We start from the raw sequence: 23032 nt of genomic DNA, 5'->3' as shown, positions 1-23032 counted from the left end.
ACCGGAGAACCGCAGCAACAAGGGTCGCACACCCGCGTGCCGCACCGTGACCGCGTCGCCGCGAAAACGCCGAACGCCCCGTGGGGAAACCCACGGGGCGTTCGAGAGAGTCGACTCAGCGGTCGCGCTTCTCCTTGATCTTGGCCTTCTTGCCACGCAGGCTGCGCAGGTAGTAGAGCTTCGCGCGACGCACGTCACCACGGGTGACGACCTCGATGTGGTCGATCACGGGGCTGTGGACCGGGAAGGTGCGCTCGACGCCGACCTGGAAGCTGACCTTGCGGACGCAGAAGGTCTCGCGCACGCCGTCGCCCGAGCGACCGATGACGACGCCCTGGAACACCTGAATACGCGAGCGGTTGCCTTCGGTGATGTTGACGTGCACCTTGACGGTGTCGCCGGGGGCGAAGACGGGGATGTCGGAGCGGAGCGAAGCCGCGTCGACGGAGTCGAGGATCTGCATGATCGTCACTTCCTGCGACCGCCACAGGTCGATCGCACGATGAAAAGGGAAAAGGTGAGGCGTGCCCGAGCCGCGGATGCGGCGGACTCCCCTGAGGCAGAGCCGGTCAGGGCACAAAGGATCATTCTGCCATGTTCCGGCGTCGCGACCAAAACGTGCGTGCGCCAGCGGCGCCGCGGCGATCACTCCGCGCGTCGCGACTCCGACACGACGATGACGTCACCGTCGACCCTCTGCTGCGGACGCTCCTGCGGCGCCGGGATGTACGCGGTGCCATCGGTCGCGTGCAGCACGGTCACGGCGCCGCGGGCCTCGTTCCACACCTGAGCGAGCGATGACCAGAACAGCACGAGCGCTCCCACGACCGACAGCACGAGGAGCGGGAAGAACACCCGCGAGTCGAACAGTCCGAGCGCGACGATGACGAGGTGCCAGAGCCCGATGCCGACCGCGTCGCGCCAGGACACCGCGCGGGATTCGCGGACGCTCCCCCGTGCGCGGACCAGCAGCGACAGCAGCAGCTGCGAGACGAAGACGGCGGGCATGGCGACGAACAGCCAGAGCAGCGCCCACCCGCTCCCGCCCGAGAAGACGATCCAGCCGACGAACAGCCACAGCGGCAGCACGACGGCGGCCGGGAACATCCAGCGGAAGAAAAGACGGCGCAGCACCATGAGCCGATGCTAGGGCGCGACCATGTGCGGCACCTTTGAGAAGTCCATGGCCGCGCCCGAGCCCACGGCATCCGCATCGATCGGGGAGAATGGAAGCTCGACGAAAGGGAACCACCATGATCGAACTGCGTACGCCGGCCGAGATCGACGCGATGCGCCCCGCGGGTCGCTTCGTCGCGGAGGTGCTGGCCACGCTGCGCGACGAGACCAAGGTGGGCACCAACCTCCTGCACCTCGATCGTCGCGCGCACGACATGATCCGTTCGGCCGGGGCGGAGTCCTGCTACATCGACTACCACCCGTCGTTCGGCGCGAGCCCGTTCGGCAAGGTGCTGTGCACCTCGATCAACGACGCCGTCCTGCACGGGCTCCCCCACGACTACGTCCTGCGCGACGGAGACCTCGTCTCGCTCGACTTCGCCGCCTCCGTCGACGGGTGGGTCGCCGACTCCGCCGTATCGTTCGTGGTCGGCACGCCCCGCGACGAGGACCTCGCCCTCATCGACACCACGCAGCGCGCCCTCGCCGCGGCGATCGACGCCGCGACGGTCGGTCACAAGATCGGCGACATCTCCGCCGCCGTCGCCGCAGTGGCGCACGCCGAGGGCCTGAGCATCAACACCGACTTCGGCGGCCACGGCGTGGGGCGCACGATGCACGGCGACCCGCACGTCGCGAACGACGGCAAGGCGGGTCGCGGGTATCCCCTCCGTGACGGCCTGGTCGTCGCCCTCGAGCCGTGGTTCCTCCAGACGACCGACGAGCTCGTGACCGACCCCGACGGCTGGACGCTGCGCAGCGCCGACGGCTCCCGCGGCGCGCACTCCGAACACACCGTCGCGATCACCGCCGCCGGCCCGATCGTGCTCACCGACCGGTCGTTCCTCGGCGTCGACTGAGTTCGTGTTCCGGATGCCGCGGCCCCGGGGTCGCGGCATCCGTCGCGTTCGGGCCGCGCAGCACCGCACGGCAATCGCGGCGTGCGCGCCCCGCCGGGCGCGAAACGCGCCGACGTCGGGCGCGGCGAAGACGAGGTGGCGGCTGGACGCCGCCGGAGCCGGAACGCGGACGCTCAGTCGGCGAGCAGATCGGGGCGACGCGTCCGCGTGCGCTCGAGCTGCTGCTCACGGCGCCAGCGCGCGACGGCGCCGTGGTTGCCGCTCAGCAGCACCGGGGGTACCTCGCGCTCGCGCCACGTCGCGGGTTTCGTGAAGGACGGGTACTCGAGCAGGCCGTCCTCGTGCGACTCCTCGACGAGGCTCTCGGGGTTGCCGACCACGCCGGGCACCAGCCGGCCGATGGCCTCGATCATCGCCATCACGGCGACCTCGCCGCCATTGAGGACGTAGTCGCCGAGCGAGAGAAGCCGTACGTCGCCGAGCTCGGACGCGTAGTCGAAGACGCGCTCGTCGATGCCCTCGTACCGGCCGCATCCGAAGACCAGGTGCGGGGCCGTGGACAGCTCGCGGGCTATCGACTGGGTGAAACGCTCGCCCGCCGGAGAGGGGAAGACGATCACGGGGCGCGGATCGGCCTCGCCGACGATGGCGTCGAGGGCCTCGCCCCACGGCTCCGGCTTCATCACCATTCCGGCGCCGCCGCCGTACGGGGTGTCGTCGACCGTGCGGTGTCGATCGTGCGTGAACGCACGGAGATCGTGCACCTGCACGTCGAGAAGACCACTCTGCCGGGCCTTGCCGAGGAGGGAGACCTCGAGCGCGTCGAAGATCGTCGGGAAGATCGACACGACGTCGATGCGCACGTCAGTCCTCGGAGTGGGTGGGAGCGTCGTCGGCGGGTGCGTCGGCGGCGGAAGCCTGCTCGGACGTCGGCTCCTGCTCGTCGTCCGGCTCCGGGGGAAGCTCCTCGAACAGCCCCGCCGGGGGCGTGACCACGACACGGCCGCCCGCGATGTCGACCTCGGGCACGATCGCACTCACGAAGGGGACGAGCACCTCGCGGCCGTCGCCGGACTGCTTGACGATCAGCAGGTCCTGCGCGGGGAAGTGGTCGACGCGCGCGACGCGGCCGATGACCACCCCGTCACGGACCACGTCGAGGCCGACGAGCTGGTGGTCGTACCACGCGTCGTCCTCGGCGGGCGCCTCGGAGGTGTCCTGATCGATCCAGAGGATCGCCTTGACGAGCTCCTCCGCCGCGGTGCGGTCGTCGACGCCCTCGAAGAAGGCCACCGGGTGCGAGTTCATCCAGCGGAACTCGCGGACCGTCAGCTCGCGGCCGTGCCACGGCGAGGACTCCGGAACCTGGAGGGTGAAGGTGCTCCCGGGCGCGAAGCGTCCATCGGGGTCGTCGGTGTAGAGCTCGAGCTTGAACGCGCCCTTGAGGCCGTGGGCCTTCACGAGGCGTCCGACGCGGAGCTGGGTCTTGGCGGGCTGGGCGCCCGCGGTCTCGCCGTTCGTCATCAGTCGTCGGCGACGTCGACGCGCACGCGGCGGCCGTCGGCGAGAGCCGACACCACCGTGCGAAGTGCTTTGGCGGTGCGTCCGCCGCGCCCGATCACGCGGCCCCGGTCATCGGGGTGCACGCGAACCTCCAGCACGTCGCCGCGAGGCGAGGTGCTGGAACGGATGGTGACGGCATCCGGGTGATCGACGATCCCCTTGACGACGTGTTCGAGCGCGGCAGACAGCACGGGGATTACTCGGCCGAGGTCTCGGCGGCGTCCTCAGCGGGCGCCTCGGCGGGAGCGTCGGCCTTCTTCTCGGCCTTGGGCTTGACGACCGACTTCTTCGAGGCGTCGGCCTCGAACGCGGCCTTGGGCTCGCGGACCTTGACGGTCGAAACGGCGTCCTTGTCGCCCTTGAACTTGCCCCAGTCGCCCGTGAGCTTGAGGATGGCGGCGACCTGCTCGGTGGGCTGGGCGCCGACCGACAGCCAGTACTGCGCGCGGTCCGAGTCGACCTCGATGAACGAGGGCTCCTCGGTCGGGTGGTACTTGCCGATCTCCTCGATGACGCGACCGTCGCGCTTGGTGCGCGAGTCGGCGACGACGATGCGGTAGTAGGGCGCGCGGATCTTTCCGAGGCGCTTGAGACGGATCTTGACAGCCACGATGACTCCAAATGATGAAAACGAACGAACCGAACGCCTGGAGAGTGGGGTGCACACCCGGCGGAAGCTCAAAAGGGTGGACCGACACTGGATAGAGGGTCGAGTGGCGGGTCCAGCCCTCTATTCTGCCAGACGCGCGGACCTCGCGGTGACAGGCGACACGCCGCGACACGGAGGGTAGCGGAGGATCCGCGCGTCGGGGCCCCGTGTCAGACTGACCGCATGAGGCTCCCGTTCGCTGCATCGACGCGTTCGTCCGTGGGTCTGGAGTGGGAGCTCATGCTCGCCGACCGCGAGACCGGCGACCTGGTCCCGCGCGCCCCTGAGGTCCTCGAGGAACTCGAGGAGAAGTCGGCGCTCGAGCGCTTCACGGTCACCGGGGAGCTGCTCACCAACACCGTCGAGGTGACCAGCGGCGTCGGCCACACCCTCGCCGAGGCCGTCGACGACATCGGCGACGCGATCTGCGCGCTGCGCGAGGAGACCGAGCCGCGCGGCGTCGAGCTGCTCTGCGCCGGCAGCCACCCGTTCGCGCAGTGGTACGACCAGCAGGTGACCGACAAGACGCGCTATCACACGCTCATCGAGCGGACCCAGTGGTGGGGCCGCAACATGATGATCTGGGGCATCCACGTGCACATCGGCGTCGACGACGTCGACAAGGTCATCCCCATCGTCAACGCCCTCACCGTGTTCCTCCCCCACCTGCAGGCGCTGTCGGCCTCGAGCCCGTTCTGGGCCGGCGAACGCACGGGGTACGCCTCGAATCGCGCCCTCGTCTTCCAGCAGCTCCCGACCGCGGGACTCCCCTGGCAGCTGCAGACCTGGGACGACTTCGAGGGCTACCTCGACGACATGGTGCGCACCGGCGTCATGGCGGATGCCAGCGAAGTGCGGTGGGACATCCGTCCGGCGCCGAAGTGGGGAACGGTGGAGATCCGCGCGTGCGACGGGATGTCGACGCTGCCGGAGCTCGCCGCCGTCGCGGCCCTCGCGCAGACACTGGTCGAGCACTTCTCGCGCCTGCTCGATGAGGGGCGCGAGTTGCCCGGCATCCCGCCCTGGTACGCGCGCGAGAACAAGTGGCGTGCCGCTCGCTACGGGCTCGACGCCCGGGTGATCGTCGACCGCGAGGGCACGCAGCGCCCGGTGGTGGAGCACCTGCGCGAGACCATGGAGGAGCTCGCCGAGGTGGCGCTGGAGCTGAAGTGCGCGCGCGAGTTCGCGAGCCTCGAGACCATCCTCGCCACCGGGGGCAGCTCCGCTCGACAGGTCGCGGTGGCCGACGCGGCCGACGGCGACCTGCGCGAGGTCGTGCAGCATCTCATCCGCGAGTTCCGGGGTGGCCCCACGCTGCGCGAGCACCTCGCCGCGCTGCGCGTCTAGAGGGCGGTCTCCGCGCGGGTTCATAGGCGCGCGCTCGTAGGATCGCGTCATGCATTCTGCGCGCCGCGTCCGGGCGACCTCGCTGGTGGCCCTCTGCGCGGGAGCGGTGGCCCTGCTCGCCGGGTGCGCGGCCGAACCGGTCGGTGCAGCCCACACGCCGTCCTTGGCGGCCCCGCAGCTGCCGGCACCGAAGGCCACCGCCTCCGTCACGCCGAGTCCCGTCATCACCCCCGCGCCGGTGCGCACCGTCGCCCTGGGCGACTCGCTCATGTCGGGTTTCGGTCTCGATCCCGCCGAGGCGTGGCCGGTCATGCTGGCCGCGCGCGGCGAGGTGGCCATGACGAACCTCGCATGTGCCGGGATGGGCTTCGTCGTGCAGGGCGACTGCGGAACCACCTACGCGGGCTTCGTCCCCGCGGTCGCCGCTCTGCAGCCTCAGCTGCTCATCGTCGAATCCTCGAGCAACGACTTCTGGGAGGATGCCGACGAGATCCGCGCCGACACCCAGGACACGGTGGCCGAACTGCACGACGCCGCCCCCGATGCGCGCATCGTCGGGCTCAGCACCATCTGGAACGACGAGGACGACGTGCCCGACGACACGGCCGTCACCTCCGACGCGTTGCGCGAAGCCGTCGACGCGGTGGGCGGGACCTATCTCGACATCGGCCAGCCGCTGCGAGGTCACCCCGAGTGGATGCAGGAGGACGACGTCCACCCCACCCCCCGCGGGCAGCGGGCGATCGAGCAGACCGTCATGTCGGCGTTGCAGGACGCCGGCATCCTGCCCTAGGGCCTCGGATCGCGCCGGTCAGCCCCGACCGAGCATCTTCTGCAGCTCGGCGAGGTCGGCCTCGCTCGGGGCGTTCTGACCGCCGAGACCGAACCCCGAACCCGTGGGGGCGGTGGTCGCCGCGATCCCGGCGTTCTCGGCCGCCCGCTTGGCGGGGTTGCCCGAGCGTGACCCCTTGGCCTTCTGCTGCTTGCCGCGCTTCGACGAGGCGCCGGGCTTTCCGCCCACCGGCCCCATGCCGGGGATGTTGGGCACGCCGCCGCGCGCGACGGTCTTCATCATCTTCGCGGCCTGGTCGAATCGCTGGACGAGCTGGTTGACGTCGGTGACGGTCATGCCCGAACCGCGCGCGATGCGCAGACGGCGCGAACCGTTGAGGATCTTGGGGTTGCGACGCTCGGCCAGCGTCATCGAGCGGATGATGGCCTCGGTGCGGTCGATCTCGCGCTCGTCGAAGTCCTCGAGCTGCTGCTTCATGTTCCCCATGCCCGGGAGCATCCCGAGCATCTTCTTCATGGAGCCCATCTTCTTCATCTGCTGCATCTGCTCGAGGAAGTCCTCGAGCGTGAAGGTCTCCGTCGCGAGCTTTTCGGCGACCTTCATCGCCTCGGCCTCGTCGAAGGCCGACTGCGCCTGCTCGATCAGGGTGAGGATGTCACCGAGGTCGAGGATGCGGGACGCCATGCGGTCGGGGTGGAAGGGCTCGACGTCGTCGAGACCCTCACCGGTCGACGCGAAGATGATCGGGCGTCCGGTCACCGAGGCGACCGAGAGGGCGGCGCCACCGCGGGCGTCACCGTCGAGCTTCGACAGCACCACGCCGGTGAAGTCGACGCCGTCCTGGAAGGCCTTGGCCGTGTTGACGGCATCCTGACCGATCATCGCGTCGATGACGAAGAGCACCTCGTCGGGCTGGGTGGCCGTGCGGATGTCGGCGGCCTGCTTCATCAGCTCGGCGTCGACGCCCAGACGTCCGGCGGTGTCGATGATGACGATGTCGTGCTGCTGACGCGTCGCGTAGGCGACGCCGTCGCGGGCGACCTTGACCGGGTCGCCGACGCCGTTACCCGGCTCGGGGGCGTAGATGGTGGCACCGGCGCGCTCGGCGACGACCTGCAGCTGGTTGACGGCGTTGGGACGCTGGAGGTCGCATGCCACGAGGAGGGGCGTGTGGCCGTCCTTCTCGAGCATCTTGGCGAGCTTGCCGGCGAAGGTCGTCTTTCCGGAGCCCTGGAGGCCGGCGAGCATGATGACGGTCGGCGGGTTCTTGGAGAACTGCAGACGGCGCTGCTGTCCGCCCAGGATGCCGATGAGCTCGTCGTTGACGATCTGCACGACCTGCTGCGCGGGGTTCAGCGCCCGGTTGACCTCGTCGCCGAGGGCGCGCTCGCGCACCGCGGCGGTGAACTCCTTGACCACGGGCAGCGCGACGTCGGCGTCGAGGAGGGCGCGGCGGATCTCGCGCACCGTCCCGTCGACATCGGCGGGCGTGAGCTGGCCCTTCTTCCGGAGGTTGCGGAAGGTCTCTGTGAGCCGGTCGGAGAGGGTGCCGAAAGTCGCCATGATGAGTCGAGTTTACGCGGCGACGGCCCGGACCGCCGCCGGGGACGGCCCGACACCGGATGCCGGCCCCTCACGCCGCGGCCAGGGCCTCCGACATCGCGTCGGTCAACGAGCGGCCGGCGGTGTGATCGGCCCATGCCCAGACGGCGGCGAGGACGGCCGCCGACAGAGCGCCCGCGCGCACCTGCGCGGCCAGGGGTGCGGCGCCCTCGCGGACCAGCCGCGCCGCGGCCTCGCGCTGCAGGCGGAACTGGCGGATCGCACGATCGCGATCCAGCTCGGCGGCGATCCCCATGGCATCCGCGTTGACGATGGCGAGTGCGAGGGCGTCCGGGGCGAGCCCGTCGCCGATCGCGGCGAGGACCTCGAGAGGGGCGCCCCCGTCGCGCAGGTCGGCGACCGCCGCGTCGACCCGTTCGTCGAAGCCCGACCACAGCACATCGCTCTTGGCGGAGAAATAGTTGAAGAAGCTCGAGCGGCTCACGCCGGCACGGCGGGTGATGTCCGAGACGGAGGTCGCGTCGTACCCCTGCTCGAGGAACAGCTCGCACGCGGCCTCCGACAGCACTTCGCGCGAGGAGGCGCGCGGTCTGCCGCTGCGGGGCTCGGGGGTCACCGCTCCAGACTATGTCGCGACCCGGGATGTATTGTTGGACTCAATCCAACATCGGAGGGGTCGATGATCGACATCCACGACGCCGGCCTCGCGCCGTACTACGTCCCGTATCTCGACGGCTGGGCACACCAGCGTCGCATCCACGCGGACGTCGTGGCCGGCACCCGCGCCGACACCCTGCTCCTGCTCGAGCACGAGGCCGTCTACACGGCGGGGAAGCGCACCGAGGCGCACGAGCGCCCCGACGACGGCACCCCCGTGGTCGACGTCGACCGCGGAGGCAAGATCACCTGGCACGGGCCGGGGCAGCTCGTGGGATACCCGATCGTTCGCCTGCCCGAGCCGATCGATGTCGTCGCGCACGTCCGGCGCCTCGAGGCGCTGCTGATCGACGCCCTCGGTGCGAACGGCGTCGACGGGTTCCGCGTGGAGGGACGCAGCGGCGTCTGGGTCCGACGCCCCCTCGGCGTCGACAAGATCGCGGCGATCGGTGTCCGCGTCGAAAAAGGAGTGACGATGCACGGCTTCGCCGTCAATTGCGACAACACCCTCGCGGGGTTCCGGCACATCGTGCCGTGCGGGATCTCGGATGCCGGGGTGACCACCGTCAGCGAGGTGCTCGGGGCCGACGTCTCCCCCGCCGACCTCGTGCCCGCCATCGAACGCGTCTTCCGCGCCGAGTACGCGGCGGTCGCCGCATGAGCGCCTGCGGGACCGGCGGCGCCGGGGCTCCGGCTTCCACCGCCCCGAACGGGCGGAAGCTGCTGAGGCTCGAGGTGCGCAACGCCGAGACACCGATCGAGCGCAAGCCCGAGTGGATCAAGACGAAGGCCAAGATGGGCCCCGAGTACACCGCGCTGCAGAACCTCGTGAAGACCGAGGAGCTGCACACCGTGTGCCAGGAGGCCGGGTGCCCCAACATCTTCGAGTGCTGGGAGGATCGCGAGGCCACCTTCCTCATCGGCGGCTCGCAGTGCACCCGCCGCTGCGACTTCTGCCAGATCGACACCGGCAAACCCGCCGACTACGACCGCGACGAGCCGCGCCGCGTGGCCGAGAGCGTCACGCGCATGCAGCTGCGCTACGCCACCGTGACCGGCGTCGCGCGCGACGACCTCCCCGACGAGGGCGCCTGGCTGCACGCCGAGACGGTGCGTCGCATCCACGCCGAGAACCCCGGCACGGGAGTGGAGATCCTCGCGACCGACTTCTCGGGCAACCCCGCGCACCTCGACGAGGTGTTCTCTTCGCGCCCCGAGGTGTTCGCGCACAACGTCGAGACGGTGCCGCGCATCTTCAAGCGCATCCGTCCCGCCTTCCGGTACGACCGCTCCCTCGGGGTGCTGAGCGCCGCGCGCGATGCGGGGCTCATCACGAAGTCGAACCTCATCCTCGGCATGGGCGAGGAGCCCGAGGAGGTCGTGCGGGCGCTCGAAGACCTGCACGCAGCGGGTACGGACATCATCACGATCACGCAGTACCTGCGCCCCACCCCGCGCCACCTCCCCGTCCAGCGCTGGGTGAAGCCCGCGGAGTTCGTGGAGTTCAAGGAAGAGGCGGAACGCATCGGCTTCCTCGGCGTACTGGCGGGCCCGCTGGTGCGCTCGTCGTACCGCGCGGGGCGCCTGTGGGCGCAGTCGATGGTGTCGAAGGGGCGCGAGATCCCCCCGCACCTCGCGCACCTCGCGAAGGACATCGCCTCCGCCGACGCCGGCTTCGCGCAGGCGGTGTGAGCCGACGGATGCCGGGAGCGTCCGCCCCGCAGCGGATGCCGCGGCATCCGCGAGCCGAGGCGTGACGCGTCAGACCGGCCAGACGTACGGCAGGTCGTCGGCGACGTCGCCGAACCGCGGGACGTAGAACTCCGGGTCCTTGCGGACGAGGTTGGAGCGGTGCGCGAGGTGGAACGCCTCGTCCCCGATCCAGGGCGGGAGGTCGAGATCGCTCTGCGCGGTGCCGTCGACCTCGGGTGCGAACGCCAGGATCTTCTCGCGCACCGTGTCGGCGTGGCCCTGGGCGATCCACTCGTCGGACATCACGAGACCGTAGGCGACCAAGGCCGGCAGGTGGCCGTCCCACATCTTCGCGGCCGGGTGGTGGCGCCAGCCGTGACCGGGCACGGTGAGCGCTCGGAGCAGCTGGAACGTCTCGACGCGCTGCTTGCCGAGGCGCTTCGGGTCGAGGGCGGCGGCGGAGTCGCGGAACGACGGGTACGGCAGGAAGGTCTGCACGATCAGTCGGCGCTGGTGACCGACTGCACCCGCCCGTCGGAGGCGAGGTTGACCAGGAGCACGTCGTCGGTGGCATCGGGATCGAGCGCGTACTCGAGCACCGCGAACGGGTCGGCGCCGCCGTGCTCGTCGGCGAGGATCGTCATGCTCATCAACTGCAGGGCCTTGATGACGTCGATATGGGTGTCGCCTGACGCGTCGAGGAGCAGGTCGTCGAGCTCGTCGCCCAGGGTCGCCTGCTGCTGGAGGATGTACTCGGTCACCTCGCTGGTGCGCGAGTCGAGCTCGTTGACCATCGCATTGCGGGCGGCGAGATCGACGGCCTCGAGCGACGAGATGAGCGAGGCGGCGACGTCGAGGGCCTCGGTCGACACGTCGTCCTGGTCGGGCGCGGTGAGGTCGACCGTCACGCTCTGGTCGCCGAACTCGACGTTCTCGCTCCAGAAGATCGACCCGTCGGGGCCCGACTCGAGGAGTCCGAAGAAGTCGTGCTCGATCGCCATGAGTCCCATGTAAGCATCACGCGCGGGCTTCGGGAAGGAGACCCGCCCGGAGCCGACGGTGCGGTATGGGCGCTCAGTCGACGAGCGACGCGGCGAACACGTGCGGGGTGAAACCGGTGAGATCGCCGATGCCCTCGCCCTGGCCGAGCAGCTTGACGGGGATGCCGGTGCGCTCCTGCACCGCGAGGACGAACCCGCCTCTCGCGGAACCGTCGAGCTTGGTGAGCACGAGCCCGGTGACGCCCGCGCTGTCGAGGAACGCCTGCGCCTGCATGAGCCCGTTCTGGCCCGTCGTGGCATCGAGCACCAGCAGCACCTCGCTGATGGGGGCCTGCTTCTCGACGACGCGCTTGATCTTGCCGAGCTCGTCCATGAGTCCGCCCTTGGTGTGCAGGCGCCCGGCCGTGTCGATGAGCACGATCTCGGTGGCGGTCTCCTTGGCGTGAGCGACGGTCTGGAAGGCGACGGATGCCGGATCCTGACCCTCGTGCTGCGGACGCACGATCGTGGCTCCCCCGCGCTCGGCCCACGTCGCGAGCTGGTCGACGGCGGCGGCGCGGAACGTGTCGGCGGCTCCGACCACCACGGTACGGCCGTAGCGCTGAAGGAACTTGGCGAACTTGCCGATCGTCGTCGTCTTGCCGACGCCGTTCACGCCGACCACGAGCACGACGGCGGGACGCTCGGTGAGGCGCAGCGTGGTGTCGAACTTCGCGAAGTGCTCCTCGAGCGTCTCGCGCAGCATGCGCTGCAGATCTCGGGGATCGGTGGTGCGATAGCGCTCGACCTTCTCGCGCAGTTCGTCGATGAGGCGCTCGGTGACGTCGGGACCGAAGTCCGCGGTCAGCAGCGCCGTCTCGAGGTCGTCCCAGGTCGTCTCGTCGATGGTGGGTTTGACGAACAACCCGCGCAGCGCGCGGCCCAGCGACCAGGAGTTCTCAGCCATTGCTTCAGCTTACGGGGGCCGCCTCGTCGCGGGCGGCGGCGGGGGCAGCCGGTCGCGACGCCGCGCGGTCGCCCACGCGCTGCCCCACCACCGCCGACACCCCGTCCTGCCGCATCGAGACGCCGTACAGCGCGTCGGCGATCTCCATCGTGCGCTTCTGATGGGTGATGACGATGAGCTGGCTGCTGGCGCGCAGCTTCTCGAACACCCCGAGGAGCCGGCCGAGGTTCGCGTCGTCGAGGGCGGCCTCGACCTCGTCGAGGATGTAGAAGGGGCTCGGGCGCGCCGTGAAGATCGAGGTCAGGAACGCCACCGCCGCGAGAGAACGCTCCCCGCCGGAGAGAAGGGACAGCCGCTCGATCTTCTTGCCGACGGGCCGCACAGCCACCTCGATGCCCGTGGTCAGCGGGGAGTCGGGATCGGTGAGCGAGATGCTGCCGGAACCGCCGGGGAAGAGGATCGGGAAGATGTCGGTGAACGCCGCCCGGGTGTCCTCGAACGCGGCGACGAAGATCGTCTGCATCCGCTCGTCGAGCTCGGCGATGATCGTCTGCAGATCGGCGCGCGTCTGCTGCAGGTCGGCGAGCTGCTCGGTGAGGAAGGCGTGCCGCTGCTCCAGCGCCGCGAACTCCTCGAGCGCGAGCGGATTCACCCGGCCGAGCTGCCCGAGCTTGCGCTCCGCATCCTGGAAGCGGCGTTTCTGAGCCGCGCGGTCGAAGGCCGTCGGCTGCCCATCGCCATCTGCGGGGACACCCTGGTCGGGACCGTATTCCGAAACGAGAATGTTTTCCTCGAGCGCCAGTTCCGATCGCACGCGTTCGAGCAGGCTCGTGACGTGGAGCTTCTTCTCGTGCATCTGGAGCTCGAGACCGTGCACGTTCTCGGTCAGGCGCGCGAGGCGTTCGCGCACGGCCGCCTCCTCCGCACGGGCGCGGGTCAGCTCGTCGGTGACCGCGGCGCGGGCGGTCTCGGCCGCCGCGAGCTCCACGCGGGCCTGGCTGACCGAGCGGTCGACCGAGTCCAGGAGGGCCGGGAGCGCCCCGGCGACCTCGGCCGCCACCTCGCGCTGGGCGCGGCGGATCACGGCACGGCGGGCGGCTTCGTCGGCGGCGGCGCGTTCGCGTTCGCGCTGCTGCTCGAGCTGCACGATGCGCAGCTCACCGGCACGCACCCGCTCCCTGAGCGTTTCGATGTCGAGGCGCGCGCGCATCTCGCGCTCGCGCGCCGTCTCGACCTCGGCGGCCAGGGGCTCCCTCGCCGATGCGTCCAGCAGCGGCCGGGGTGCGTCCAGCGCACGGGCGAGGGCGTCGTCGGCCCGTCGCGCCGCCGCCTCGGCCTCGGCCACGGCCGTCTCCGCTTGAGCGACACCGGCCGCGAGCCGGTCGCACTCCGCCATCGCCGCCTCGTGACGAACGGTGACGCGGTTCACCTTTTCGGCGTGGGCCGCCAGGGCGGCATCATGCGCGCGCAGTGTCGACAGCGTCTCCTTGGTGCGCTGCCGCGCGTCGGCCAGCGCCCGCTGCTCGTCGGTGAGGGCTTCGCGGAGCGAGTCGGCGACCACCACGATCTCGTCGAGCCGTTCGGCCGCGGCGTCGCGCTCGGCCGCGAGCTCGAGACGCGAGCGCCCCGAATCCGATCCGGCCCGGAGCGTGTGCGCGGTCATCACCTCACCCGTACGCGTGACGACGGTCACGTCGTGCGGGATCCGCTCGCGCAGCTCGTGCGCGGCGGCGAGGTCGTCGACGATCACGGTCCGGCTCAGGATGCCGCGCACCCCGTCGGACGCCGTGATCACGTCCGTCGCCGGGGTCGCGCCGAGGTCGGGAGGCGACACCGCGTCCGCATCCCCGGCGATGGCGATCTCGACCAGGCCGAGGTCGGACGCCGACGCCTCGCGCGCAGCGGCGAAGGCGGATGCCGCGTCGTCGACCAGCAGGCCCTCCGCGAGCGAGCCGAGCGCCGCCGCGATGGCGGCCTCGAAGCCCGCGGTGACCTTGACGTCGTCGCTCACGAGCCCGCGCACGCCGGGCCCGCCCGCCGCGAGGAGGTCGGCAGCGGCGTTGCGCACGTCGAGGGCCCGGCCGAGGGCCGTCGTCTGGGCGGCCAGGGCGTCACGCTCGCGCTCGGCGGCGTGCAGGCGCTCACGGAGTCCGGCCACGGTCGTCTCGACCTCGTTCGCGTCGCGCTGCGCGCGCTCGTACGCGGCCGCGTGCTCCGCCGTCGACGCCTCGGGGACGACATCGGGATCCAACTCGGCCCGGGCCTCCTCCGCTTCCGCTCGACGCGCGAGCGCGGCGTCCAAAGCCCTCTGCTGCCGCTCCAGACCGCCGCGCACGGCGGTGAGAGCCGAGTTCGCGGCATCCGCCGTTCCCCGTAGAGCCTGGATCCTGAGGTCGTGCTCCGACACGAGGGCGCTCTGGGCGGCGATGTCGACGTCGAGGGCATCGAGGTCGGCCCGCGCACGGACGACAGCGCGTGCCGCATCGGCCGCGGCATCCTGGGCGTCGCCCAGACCGGATGCGATGTCGTCGATCTCGGAGCGGACGTCATCGATCGTGCGCTGCGACACCGTCGGTGTGAACCCGGACCCGTCGCTGTCGTCATCGCTCAGCAGGGTGAGGCGCTGCCCGGCGAGGGTGTAGAGGCCGCGCAGACGCTCCTGCACCTGCTGAAGGGCGAAGGCGACGCTGCGGGCCCGATCGACGGCCTCGGAACGCTGATCGTTCTCGAGGCGCTCCACGCGCCGACGCAGTCCGTCGGCCTGCTCCTGGAGCCCGAGGCGCTCGGTGTGGCGCTCGCTCTCGGCGCGGGCCGCGTCGGCCAGCTCCGTGCGCAGGCGCACGAGGTCGTCGGCGTACAGGCGCGCCTTGGCGTCGCGCACGACCGCCGCGATCGTCGCCGCCTCTCGTGCGATCTCGGCCTGCTTGCCGAGGGGCTTGAGCTGACGACGCAGCTCGCCCGCCAGGTCGCTCAGGCGCGTGAGGTTCGTCTCCATCGCCTCGAGCTTGCGGACGGTCTTCTCTTTGCGGCGACGGTGCTTGAGTATGCCGGCGGCTTCTTCGATGAAGCCTCGTCGGTCTTCGGCGGTGGCCTGGAGGACGGTGTCGAGGCGCCCCTGGCCGATGATGACGTGCATCTCGCGTCCGAGGCCGGAGTCGCTCAACAGCTCCTGCACGTCGAGCAGTCGGCAGGTCTGTCCGTTGATGGCGTACTCGCTCGCCCCGTTGCGGAACAGCGTGCGACTGATCGTCACCTCGCTGTAGTCGATGGGCAGGGCGCCGTCGCCGTTGTCGATCGTCAGCTGCACCTCGGCACGGCCCAGCGGGCCGCGCGTCGACGTGCCGGCGAAGATGACGTCCTCCATCTTGCCGCCGCGCAGCGTCTTCGCCCCCTGTTCCCCCATCACCCACGCGAGTGCGTCCACGACGTTGGACTTGCCGGAGCCGTTCGGGCCGACGATGCAGGTGACGCCCGGCTCGAGGGCGAAGGTGGTCGACTGGGCGAAGGACTTGAAGCCTTTGAGCGTGACGCTCTTCAGATGCACGTCACCCTCCCTCGATCGTCCCGGCGCTCCACGCTATCCGAACACCCCCGGAATTCCGCGGCGGCGGGCCGATCTCGACGCGCAGACGCGCCCGGGGAGCGGCCGTTTCTGAGGATGAGCTTGACATTCGCTGAAAGCGTTCGCTAGCGTCGGGGGTCGCAACCGACGTCGAAAGGAGGTTCCTTCCATGATTCGCATCACCACCGGCTTCACCGCCCCCGGCTTCATCGCCGTCCCCGTGCTCTCCGCATCCGTGTCCGAAGGGGCTTCCACCGTCGGCATGCCCTCCCGACTCGGATAACCCCGTCGCGTCGAGACGTTCCCCGTCTCCGCGTCCGCGAGCCTCTCGTGCTCGCCGGACCTTCCCGGTCCCTCCACGCGCTCGTCGCGTCATCCGCTCGCTTTCATCCTCACGGAGTATCCGCATGAACGCCCTGTTCACGCGCGCGCCGCAGCACGCCTCGGCCGCGCCCACCCCGACACCCACCCCGTCGACGGTCACGTTCGACACCACCGCCTACCGCCCGCTCGGCCTGCTCGACCGGCTGTCGCTGCGCCTCGGCCTCTGGCTGCTGACGCGGCACGCCGATCGAGCCCGAGCGCTCGACCACCAGGCGGTCAGCGCGTACCGCGCCCGCACGGTCCAGGCCGAGCGCGAGAAGCGCGAACGCGCCTGGCGAAGCGCTGCGGCCTTCAGCCGCCCGCCCTTCTGAGCGGTGGGGCCGACGCATGACGTCGGCCCCACCGGCATCCCCCTTCGACCCGAAAGCTGTGACATGACCACCCTTCCGGCCGGCCTCGAGCTGCGCCCCCTCCACATCCCGACCTCCCTCGACGGCCCCGATGCCGCGGACTTCCTCGACATGGTGCGTTTGCGCAACCTCGTCTATGCCGAGGTCTCCGGCCACGACGACTCCTCGATGCCCGCCGACGAACTGCTCCCCCTCTATCAGCCACGACCCGAGATGAGACGGTTCTCCTGGATCGCGGTCTTCCACGGCGAAGTCGTGGGCCGGGTGGGTCTCGACTTCCCGCAGGAAGACGGCGCCCGCACCGGGTTCTGGCTGATCGAACTGCGGCGCTCCGCCTGGAGCCACGGCATCGGCCGCGCCGCCTTCGCCGAGATCGAGCGCATCGCCCGCGACGAAGGCCGCACCATTCTGCAGGCGTGGGCGGAGCACCCCGCCGCAAACGGCCCCCGTCTCGCGGCACCCACGGGTTTCGGGGCGATACCCGAAGACCACGCGGCGCGCTTCCTGTTGGCATCCGGGTGCACCCTCGAGCAGATCGTGCGGGTGAGTCAACTCGATCTGGCCGGCGCGCGCCCGCACCTCGGAACCCTGCTGGCCGAGGCGGAGGAGGCGGCCTCGGGCTACCGCGTCGTGCAGTGGACGCTGCCCACCCCCGACGAGTTCGTCGACGGTTTCGCGTGGATGAAGTCGCGCATGGTCACCGACGCGCCCTCGGCCGATCTCGAGTTCGACGAGGAGGTGTGGGATGCCGACCGCCTCCGCCGCTACGAAGCCGGATACCTCGACGCGGGGCGGCACATGCTCGTCACCGCCGCCCAGCACATCGACAGCGGCGAGCTCGCGGCGTTCAACGAGCTCGTGATCGGGAAGGACCGCACCACGGTGACGAGCCAGGAGGACACCCTGGTCGTCGCCGCCCACCGCGGCCACCGCCTCGGCATGCTCGTCAAGTGCGCCGGGCTTCTCGCGTGGCACGACGTCGCGCCGCTGTCCCCGCGCGTCATGACGTACAACGCGGAGGAGAACCGCCCGATGCTCTCGATCAACGAACGCATCGGCTTCGCCCCCATCTCGTACGAGGGCGTGTGGAAGAAGATCCTTGCCTGATCGTGTGAGTCGCCAGAAATCGTCGCCGGGGAGCAGCCCGGAGCGACGATTCCTGGCGACTCGCGCGAGTCGTGGTCAGCGCAGGCGCTGGCAGTGCGGGCAGAAGTGGCTCGAGCGGTTCATGAACGACACGCGCACGATCGGCCGACCGCATCGCGGGCACGGCTGGCCGGTGCGCCCGTAGGCGTTGAGCGAGTGGGCGAAGTACCCCGCCTGCCCGTTGACGTTGACGTATTGCGCGTCGAAGCTCGTTCCCCCCTCGGCGAGAGCCTTCTCGAGCACCGCCTGCACCTCGCCGAGCAGGCGGTTGACCGCCCGCGTCGACAGAGCGGATGCCGGAGTCTCGGGGTGGATGCGCGCGGCCCACAGCGACTCGTCGGCGTAGATGTTGCCGATGCCACTGGCCACCGTCTGATCGAGCAGCACGCGCTTGACGCCGGATGACGTGCGCCCCAGCCGTGCGCGGAAGCGCGCGGCGTCGAAGGCCGGGTCGAGGGGATCGCGCCCGATGTGCGCGACCTGCGTGGGGACCCGAGCGAGTCCGGAACCGCGTCCCCCTGCGGCGCCGTCGGGCGTGTCGACGAGCTCGTCGATCGCGAGCGAGCCGAACGTGCGCTGGTCGGCGAAGACGACCGACAGCGGACCGTGCACGGGGTGCTCGAGCTCGATCCGGATACGCTCGTGCCGCTCCTCGGGAGCCCCGGGAACGCGCAGGAGCATCTGACCGCTCATGCCGAGATGCGTGACGACCGTCTCGTCGTCGGACACCGGCATCCACAGGAACTTGCCGCGTCGCACGGCCGCGTCGATGCGTCGGCCGGTGAGCTCGCCTTCGAAGTGGGCCGCTCCCCCGGTGTGGCGGGTCAGGGCGCGGTCGTCGCGCACGTCGACCGATGTGATGAGCGCCCCGCGGACGGCGGGCTCGAGGCCCGCCCGTACGACCTCGACCTCGGGAAGCTCAGGCACGCGCGTCGAGTTCGCGCCAGGCGGTCAGCGCGGCGGCCATCTCCGCCTGCTTCTTGCTGGAGCCCTGGCCCGTGGTCACGACGTCGCCCACCGTGACGGTCGCGGTGAAACGACGGTCGTGGTCGGGTCCGGCGGCTTCGACGCCGTAGACGGGGGCGGTCAGACCGAGACGGGCCGCGATCTCCTGCAGGCTCGTCTTCGGGTCCATCGCGGCGCCGTAACGCTCGGGGTCGGCGAGAAGCGGCTCGACCAGGCGCAGAACCATCGCGGTCGCCGCCTCGGGTCCGGCCGAGAGGAAGGCCGCGCCGATGATCGCCTCCATGGTGTCGGCGAGGATCGAGTCCTTGTCGTGCCCGCCGGTGAGGATCTCGCCACGGCCGAGACGCACGTGATCGCCGAGCGCGATGCCACGGGCGACCTCGGCCAGCGCCACGGTCGAGACGACGCTCGCACGACGCTTGGCCAGGCTGCCCTCGTCGAGGTCGGGATGCCCGGTGAACAGACGCACCGTGACGGCTTGGCCCAGCACCGAGTCGCCGAGGAACTCCAGGCGTTCGTTGTGGGCGATGCCACCGTTCTCGTAGGCGAACGAGCGGTGCGTCAAAGCAAGAGAAAGAAGCTCGGGGTCGATGTCGACCCCGAGCTTCTCGGTGAGCGCATCGCGCTCGACGTTGTTACGCGTCACGAAGTGCCGATCAGACGTCGGCGACCTTGCGGCCCTTGTACTCAAGGAAGAGCTCGGTGCCCTGCGAGTCGGTGACGACCTTCGCCTGGTGAGGGCGGCTGTAGACGACCTTGCCGTTCTCGATGGTCTTGACCAGGGCGGGGGCTTCAGCCTTCCACTGGGCGCGACGCGAACGGGTGTTGGAGCGGGAGACCTTCCGCTTCGGGGGGTTACCTGCCATGTCTAGCTCTTCTCTGTCTTGGGGGCGGCGCGGAGCGCATCGCCGTGGTCTGGGGTGTACTGCTGGAGCGCAGCCCATCGAGAATCGACGGGCGACTGCTCCGGTTCGCCGGGGCTTTCCGTCAGCCTCTCGCCCGTGTTCGGGTCGAGCCCGGGGCAATCCGGCTGACACACCGGCTGGAACGGAAGCGACAGGACGATGGCATCCCGGACCAGATTTTCAAGATCCACGTGGTCGTCTTGAACGTCGAAGTCACTCGCTTCTCCCCCAGGATACGTGAAAAGTTCCTGGAACTCGACTTCGACAGGCTCGGTGATGTCGATGAGGCAGCGTCCGCACACGCCCGTGGCGGTGGTGTCGACGGTTCCCGACACGAGGATGCCCTCGTGCACGGACTCCAGACGCACGTCGAGTTCGAGCACCTCGGCCTCGGGGACCGAGACGAGACCCTCGCCCCATTTCTCGGGGGCGGGGATGTCAAGCGAGTGCTCGCGCATCTCTCCGGGCTTGCGCTCGATGTCGCGCACGGGGAGCTGGAAAGGTCCGGGACGGTGGGTTCTCACGGTCGACAATGCTACCCGCGCGCCCCTGGGCGCGGGCCGGGCGCCGCGCGGCGAGCCCGCCTCCTGCGATGTCGCCCGCCGCGCGCGCGTGTCACGGATGCGGCGCCGCGACGTCAGAGGTCGCGCGCGCCCGTGTCGAGGAACCGCGCCACGGCCGCCGGCACGTACGGCGACACGTCGCCCCCGAGTCCCGCGACCTGCCGCACGAGGGAGCTCGACACGAGCGCGTGCGAGGGGTCGGGCAGCAGGAAGACGGTCTCGACGTGCGCGAGGTCGCGATTGACGATCGCCATGGGGGTCTCGTACGCCACGTCGACCTGCGAACGGATGCCTTTGACGAGCACCTTGGCGCCCACGTCGGTCGCGTAGTCGACCAGCAGGCCCATGCTCCAGGCCGCCACGATCACGTCGCCCTCGATGCCCGCCTCGCGGATGGATTGCTCGAGCAGACTCTGCCGCTGCGCGATGGGCAGCATGGCCTCTTTGCCGGGGTTGTGCACCACCAGCACGTGGAGCTGGTCGAACAGACCGGCCGCGCGTCGGATGACGTCGAGATGGCCGAGCGTGGGCGGGTCGAACGAGCCGGGGACGACGGCGATCCGGGGGTCCATTCGGCCAGCCTAGCGAGGAGCTTCCCCCGCGGGGCCGACCACTCAGGACTTCGCCAGCGCGGCGCGCTCCTCGACGCCGACGCGCCGCTCCAGGGCGGCGGCGAGGCCCGGATGCCGGGTGAGCGCCGGGTCGTCGGCGAGGACGCGCTCGCCCTCGGCGCGGGCCTCGGTGATGAGCGCGGCATCCGTGACCACGCGCAGCAGCCGCAACGAAGACCGCACCCCCGACTGCGCGCCGCCGAGCACGTCTCCCTCGCCGCGCAGCTCGAGGTCGACCTCGGCGAGGGCGAATCCGTCGAGGGTCGCGGCGACGGCCTCGACCCGCGACCGGGCGGAGGTGCCCGGAGCAGCCTCCGTCACGAGCAGGCAGAGACCCGGCAGACCGCCGCGGCCGACGCGCCCGCGCAGCTGATGCAGCTGCGAGACGCCGAAGCGATCGGCTTCGAGGATCACCATCGTCGATGCGTTGGGCACGTCGACGCCGACCTCGATCACCGTGGTGGCGACCAGCACGTCGATGTCGCCGCGCGAGAAGGCCTGCATGACGGCATCCTTCTCGTCGGAGGCCATCTTGCCGTGCAGGATCTGCACGCGGATGTCGGCGAACGACGGCAGCTGTGCGAGGAGCGCGTCGACCTGCACGACGCCCCATCGGGTGCGATTTCCCTCGCCCGCGGCGGTGGCGACCGGGGCGTCGGCGGGCTCGTCGCTCTTGCCGTCGGCGGAGACCTGCTCCGCGTCGATCGCGGGGCACACCACGAAGGCCTGCCGGCCGAGCGCCACCTCTTCGGCCACGCGGTCCCAGACCCGGGCGAACCAGCCCGGCTTCTCGGCGAGCGGAGCGACGAACGATTGGATGCCGGCACGCCCGGCCGGCATGGTGCGGATGGTCGAGACGTCGAGGTCGCCGAAGACCGTCATCGCCACGGTGCGCGGAATGGGCGTCGCCGTGAGGACGAGGGTGTGCGGAGAGTCGCCCTTGGAGCGCAGCGCCTCGCGCTGGTCGACGCCGAAGCGGTGCTGTTCGTCGACCACGACGAACCCGAGGTCGGCGAAGGTGGTGGTCGCGCTCAGCAGCGCGTGGGTGCCGACGACGATGCGCGCCTGACCGGAGGCCACCCGCAGCGCCGCCTTCCGACGCTCGGCCGCCGGCATCTGCCCGGTGAGGAGGGTGGGCATGAGCTCGGGGGCCAGCTCCGGTCCCAGCATGCGGGCGATCGAGCGCAGGTGCTGGCCCGCGAGCACCTCGGTGGGCGCGATAAGCGCGGACTGGCCGCCGGACTCGGCGACCTGGAGCATGGCGCGCAGGGCGACCAGGGTCTTGCCCGACCCGACCTCGCCCTGCACGAGCCGGTTCATCGGCCAGTCGCCGACGAGGTCGGCCGCCAGCTGCGCGCCGACGCTCCGCTGGTCGGGAGTGAGGTCGAACGGGAGGATGGCGTCGAAGCGTTCGAGAAGCCCTCCCGCGGCGGCGGGACGTCGGGCGGCGGAGAGCGCACGCACGAACTGCCGCTGCTGCAGCAGAGCGGTCTGCAGCACAAAGGCCTCCTGCATGCGCAGCGTCTCGACCGCGGGCGGGATGTCGTCGTCACTCTCGGGGCGATGGATGCGCTCGAGCGCGGCGCGGGCGTCGAGGAGGCCGCGGCGCGCGCGCAGATCGTCGGGCAGGGGGTCGTCGATCTCGCCCAGCCCGTCGAGCACGAGCGCGATCGTCTTCTGCACGAGCGTGCTCGGGACGGAGCTCGTGGCCGGATAGATCGGAATGGGTCGCTTCGCGGTGACCTCCGCTTCGGCGCGCGCTTCGGCGATGTCGTCGAACAGCTCGTAGTCGGGGTTCGTCAGCTGCGTCTGCCGCCGGTACTCGCCCACCTTCCCCGAGAAGATCCCCCGTCGGCCGGGGGTGAGGTCTTTCAGTCGCCAGGGCTGATTGAAGAACGTCAGCGACATACGGCCGTCGCCGTCGCTGATCACGACCTCCAGCAGCGACCCGCGGCGGTTCTGCATGCGCCGCTCGTTCGCGCTGACCACCTCGGCGACGATGGTCACCGGCTCGCCCAGCGGCAACGTCGCGATGGGCGTGAGCTCGCCCCGCCGCGCGTACCGACGCGGGTAGTGCTCGAGGAGCTCGCCGACCGTCTTGACGCCGAACGCCTTGTCGAACGCCGTCGCCGTCTTGCCGCCGACGGCGCCATCGAGGCGGGACGCGAGCGAGAGTCCGGGCATGCTCCGAGTCTAGGCAGCCCCTCGGACACGACCCGCCCGTACCTCGGGGCCGCCCGGAGCGGGCCCCTGGTCGCGGGGCCGATCCGCGGCATCCGTAAACCGTAGGCTGGAGCG

25 protein-coding genes are annotated in these 23032 nt (G+C 70.6%); 7 read left to right on the top strand and 18 right to left on the bottom strand.

Going from position 1 to position 23032, the window contains the following annotated elements; genetic code table 11:
- Nucleotides 1-115: 115 nt before the first annotated feature.
- Both rplS and AB0230_RS11275 read right to left on the bottom strand, forming a co-directional pair.
- The gene (rplS, locus tag AB0230_RS11280) at nt 116-463 is read right to left on the bottom strand and encodes a 50S ribosomal protein L19 (RefSeq protein WP_094736597.1); all 348 of its coding nucleotides are present in this window, start codon (nt 461-463) and stop codon (nt 116-118) included.
- Nucleotides 464-645: 182 nt separating this feature from the next.
- Nucleotides 646-1137, bottom strand: coding sequence for an MFS transporter permease (locus AB0230_RS11275; RefSeq protein ID WP_315995521.1), 492 nt, complete (start codon nt 1135-1137; stop codon nt 646-648).
- A 116-nt stretch (nt 1138-1253) separates the two neighbouring features.
- On the opposite strand from AB0230_RS11275, the gene map reads away from it, so the two are divergent.
- Complete coding sequence (map, locus tag AB0230_RS11270) at nt 1254-2036, top strand: type I methionyl aminopeptidase (protein ID WP_315995520.1); 783 nt, start codon at nt 1254-1256, stop codon at nt 2034-2036.
- A 173-nt stretch (nt 2037-2209) separates the two neighbouring features.
- On the opposite strand, the gene trmD is transcribed toward map, so the two are convergent.
- The 4 genes from trmD to rpsP are packed head-to-tail and all read right to left on the bottom strand — an operon-like array spanning nt 2210 to nt 4209.
- Complete coding sequence (gene trmD, locus AB0230_RS11265) at nt 2210-2899, bottom strand: tRNA (guanosine(37)-N1)-methyltransferase TrmD (protein ID WP_315995519.1); 690 nt, start codon at nt 2897-2899, stop codon at nt 2210-2212.
- Between the two features lies 1 nt (nt 2900).
- Nucleotides 2901-3560 carry a ribosome maturation factor RimM gene (rimM, locus tag AB0230_RS11260; protein WP_366375794.1) on the bottom strand — a complete coding sequence of 220 codons (660 nt, stop codon included), beginning with the start codon at nt 3558-3560 and terminating at the stop codon, nt 2901-2903.
- The gene (locus AB0230_RS11255; protein ID WP_315995517.1) at nt 3560-3790 is read right to left on the bottom strand and encodes an RNA-binding protein; all 231 of its coding nucleotides are present in this window, start codon (nt 3788-3790) and stop codon (nt 3560-3562) included. Before AB0230_RS11255 ends, rimM begins: the two co-directional genes overlap by 1 nt.
- Before the next feature lie 5 nt (nt 3791-3795).
- Nucleotides 3796-4209, bottom strand: coding sequence for a 30S ribosomal protein S16 (gene rpsP / locus AB0230_RS11250; RefSeq protein ID WP_315995516.1), 414 nt, complete (start codon nt 4207-4209; stop codon nt 3796-3798).
- Nucleotides 4210-4431: 222 nt separating this feature from the next.
- On the opposite strand from rpsP, the gene AB0230_RS11245 reads away from it, so the two are divergent.
- Nucleotides 4432-5595, top strand: a complete 1164-nt coding sequence (locus tag AB0230_RS11245) for a glutamate--cysteine ligase (RefSeq protein ID WP_366375791.1) — start codon at nt 4432-4434, stop codon at nt 5593-5595.
- Nucleotides 5596-5644: 49 nt separating this feature from the next.
- Entirely contained in the window at nt 5645-6388 is a 744-nt protein-coding gene (locus AB0230_RS11240) for an SGNH/GDSL hydrolase family protein (protein WP_366375789.1), read from the top strand.
- Nucleotides 6389-6406: 18 nt separating this feature from the next.
- Here the strand turns inward: AB0230_RS11240 and ffh are convergent, their stop codons facing one another.
- Together ffh and AB0230_RS11230 are read right to left on the bottom strand one after the other, a co-directional pair.
- A complete protein-coding gene (ffh, locus tag AB0230_RS11235) occupies nt 6407-7951 on the bottom strand; it encodes a signal recognition particle protein (RefSeq protein WP_366375787.1) in 1545 nt (514 codons plus the stop codon).
- Between the two features lie 70 nt (nt 7952-8021).
- Complete coding sequence (locus AB0230_RS11230) at nt 8022-8567, bottom strand: helix-turn-helix domain-containing protein (protein ID WP_315995512.1); 546 nt, start codon at nt 8565-8567, stop codon at nt 8022-8024.
- A gap of 63 nt (nt 8568-8630) precedes the next feature.
- Between AB0230_RS11230 and lipB the strand changes: the two genes are divergently transcribed.
- Nucleotides 8631-9269 carry a lipoyl(octanoyl) transferase LipB gene (gene lipB, locus AB0230_RS11225; RefSeq protein ID WP_366375785.1) on the top strand — a complete coding sequence of 213 codons (639 nt, stop codon included), beginning with the start codon at nt 8631-8633 and terminating at the stop codon, nt 9267-9269.
- The gene (gene lipA / locus AB0230_RS11220; protein ID WP_315995510.1) at nt 9266-10300 is read left to right on the top strand and encodes a lipoyl synthase; all 1035 of its coding nucleotides are present in this window, start codon (nt 9266-9268) and stop codon (nt 10298-10300) included. The genes lipB and lipA overlap by 4 nt, the downstream gene beginning before the upstream one ends.
- A gap of 69 nt (nt 10301-10369) precedes the next feature.
- Here the strand turns inward: lipA and AB0230_RS11215 are convergent, their stop codons facing one another.
- From AB0230_RS11215 to smc, 4 genes are all read right to left on the bottom strand, one after another.
- A complete protein-coding gene (locus AB0230_RS11215; RefSeq protein WP_315995509.1) occupies nt 10370-10798 on the bottom strand; it encodes an MSMEG_6728 family protein in 429 nt (142 codons plus the stop codon).
- A gap of 2 nt (nt 10799-10800) precedes the next feature.
- A complete protein-coding gene (locus tag AB0230_RS11210) occupies nt 10801-11301 on the bottom strand; it encodes a DUF2004 domain-containing protein (protein ID WP_315995508.1) in 501 nt (166 codons plus the stop codon).
- 73 nt (nt 11302-11374) lie between these two features.
- Nucleotides 11375-12247: a signal recognition particle-docking protein FtsY gene (ftsY, locus tag AB0230_RS11205; protein ID WP_366375782.1), complete on the bottom strand. Its 873-nt coding sequence runs from the start codon at nt 12245-12247 to the stop codon at nt 11375-11377.
- 4 nt (nt 12248-12251) lie between these two features.
- Nucleotides 12252-15791 (bottom strand): chromosome segregation protein SMC, encoded by a 3540-nt coding sequence (gene smc, locus AB0230_RS11200; RefSeq protein WP_366375780.1) that lies wholly within the window; start codon nt 15789-15791, stop codon nt 12252-12254.
- A 425-nt stretch (nt 15792-16216) separates the two neighbouring features.
- Here smc and AB0230_RS11195 point away from each other — a divergent pair, with 425 nt between their 5' ends.
- Both AB0230_RS11195 and AB0230_RS11190 read left to right on the top strand, forming a co-directional pair.
- Nucleotides 16217-16504, top strand: a complete 288-nt coding sequence (locus AB0230_RS11195; RefSeq protein ID WP_315995505.1) for a hypothetical protein — start codon at nt 16217-16219, stop codon at nt 16502-16504.
- 63 nt (nt 16505-16567) lie between these two features.
- Nucleotides 16568-17650, top strand: coding sequence for a GNAT family N-acetyltransferase (locus tag AB0230_RS11190; protein WP_366375778.1), 1083 nt, complete (start codon nt 16568-16570; stop codon nt 17648-17650).
- Nucleotides 17651-17725: 75 nt separating this feature from the next.
- Here the strand turns inward: AB0230_RS11190 and mutM are convergent, their stop codons facing one another.
- From mutM to AB0230_RS11160, 6 genes are all read right to left on the bottom strand, one after another.
- Complete coding sequence (gene mutM / locus AB0230_RS11185) at nt 17726-18616, bottom strand: bifunctional DNA-formamidopyrimidine glycosylase/DNA-(apurinic or apyrimidinic site) lyase (RefSeq protein ID WP_366375776.1); 891 nt, start codon at nt 18614-18616, stop codon at nt 17726-17728.
- Entirely contained in the window at nt 18609-19301 is a 693-nt protein-coding gene (gene rnc / locus AB0230_RS11180) for a ribonuclease III (protein ID WP_315995502.1), read from the bottom strand. The genes mutM and rnc overlap by 8 nt, the downstream gene beginning before the upstream one ends.
- A gap of 10 nt (nt 19302-19311) precedes the next feature.
- Entirely contained in the window at nt 19312-19521 is a 210-nt protein-coding gene (rpmF, locus tag AB0230_RS11175) for a 50S ribosomal protein L32 (protein ID WP_013586329.1), read from the bottom strand.
- A gap of 2 nt (nt 19522-19523) precedes the next feature.
- Complete coding sequence (locus tag AB0230_RS11170) at nt 19524-20018, bottom strand: DUF177 domain-containing protein (RefSeq protein ID WP_315995897.1); 495 nt, start codon at nt 20016-20018, stop codon at nt 19524-19526.
- A 179-nt stretch (nt 20019-20197) separates the two neighbouring features.
- Nucleotides 20198-20695, bottom strand: coding sequence for a pantetheine-phosphate adenylyltransferase (coaD, locus tag AB0230_RS11165; protein WP_298872270.1), 498 nt, complete (start codon nt 20693-20695; stop codon nt 20198-20200).
- Nucleotides 20696-20737: 42 nt separating this feature from the next.
- Entirely contained in the window at nt 20738-22918 is a 2181-nt protein-coding gene (locus AB0230_RS11160; protein ID WP_366375773.1) for an ATP-dependent DNA helicase RecG, read from the bottom strand.
- Between the last annotated feature and the right edge of the window lie 114 nt (nt 22919-23032).

The organism is Microbacterium sp. NPDC089190 (assembly GCF_040701795.1).
Lineage (GTDB): Bacteria > Actinomycetota > Actinomycetes > Actinomycetales > Microbacteriaceae > Microbacterium > Microbacterium galbum.
Note: the sequence above shows the minus strand (reverse complement) of the source record. Positions and strands in the feature narration are given on the sequence as shown.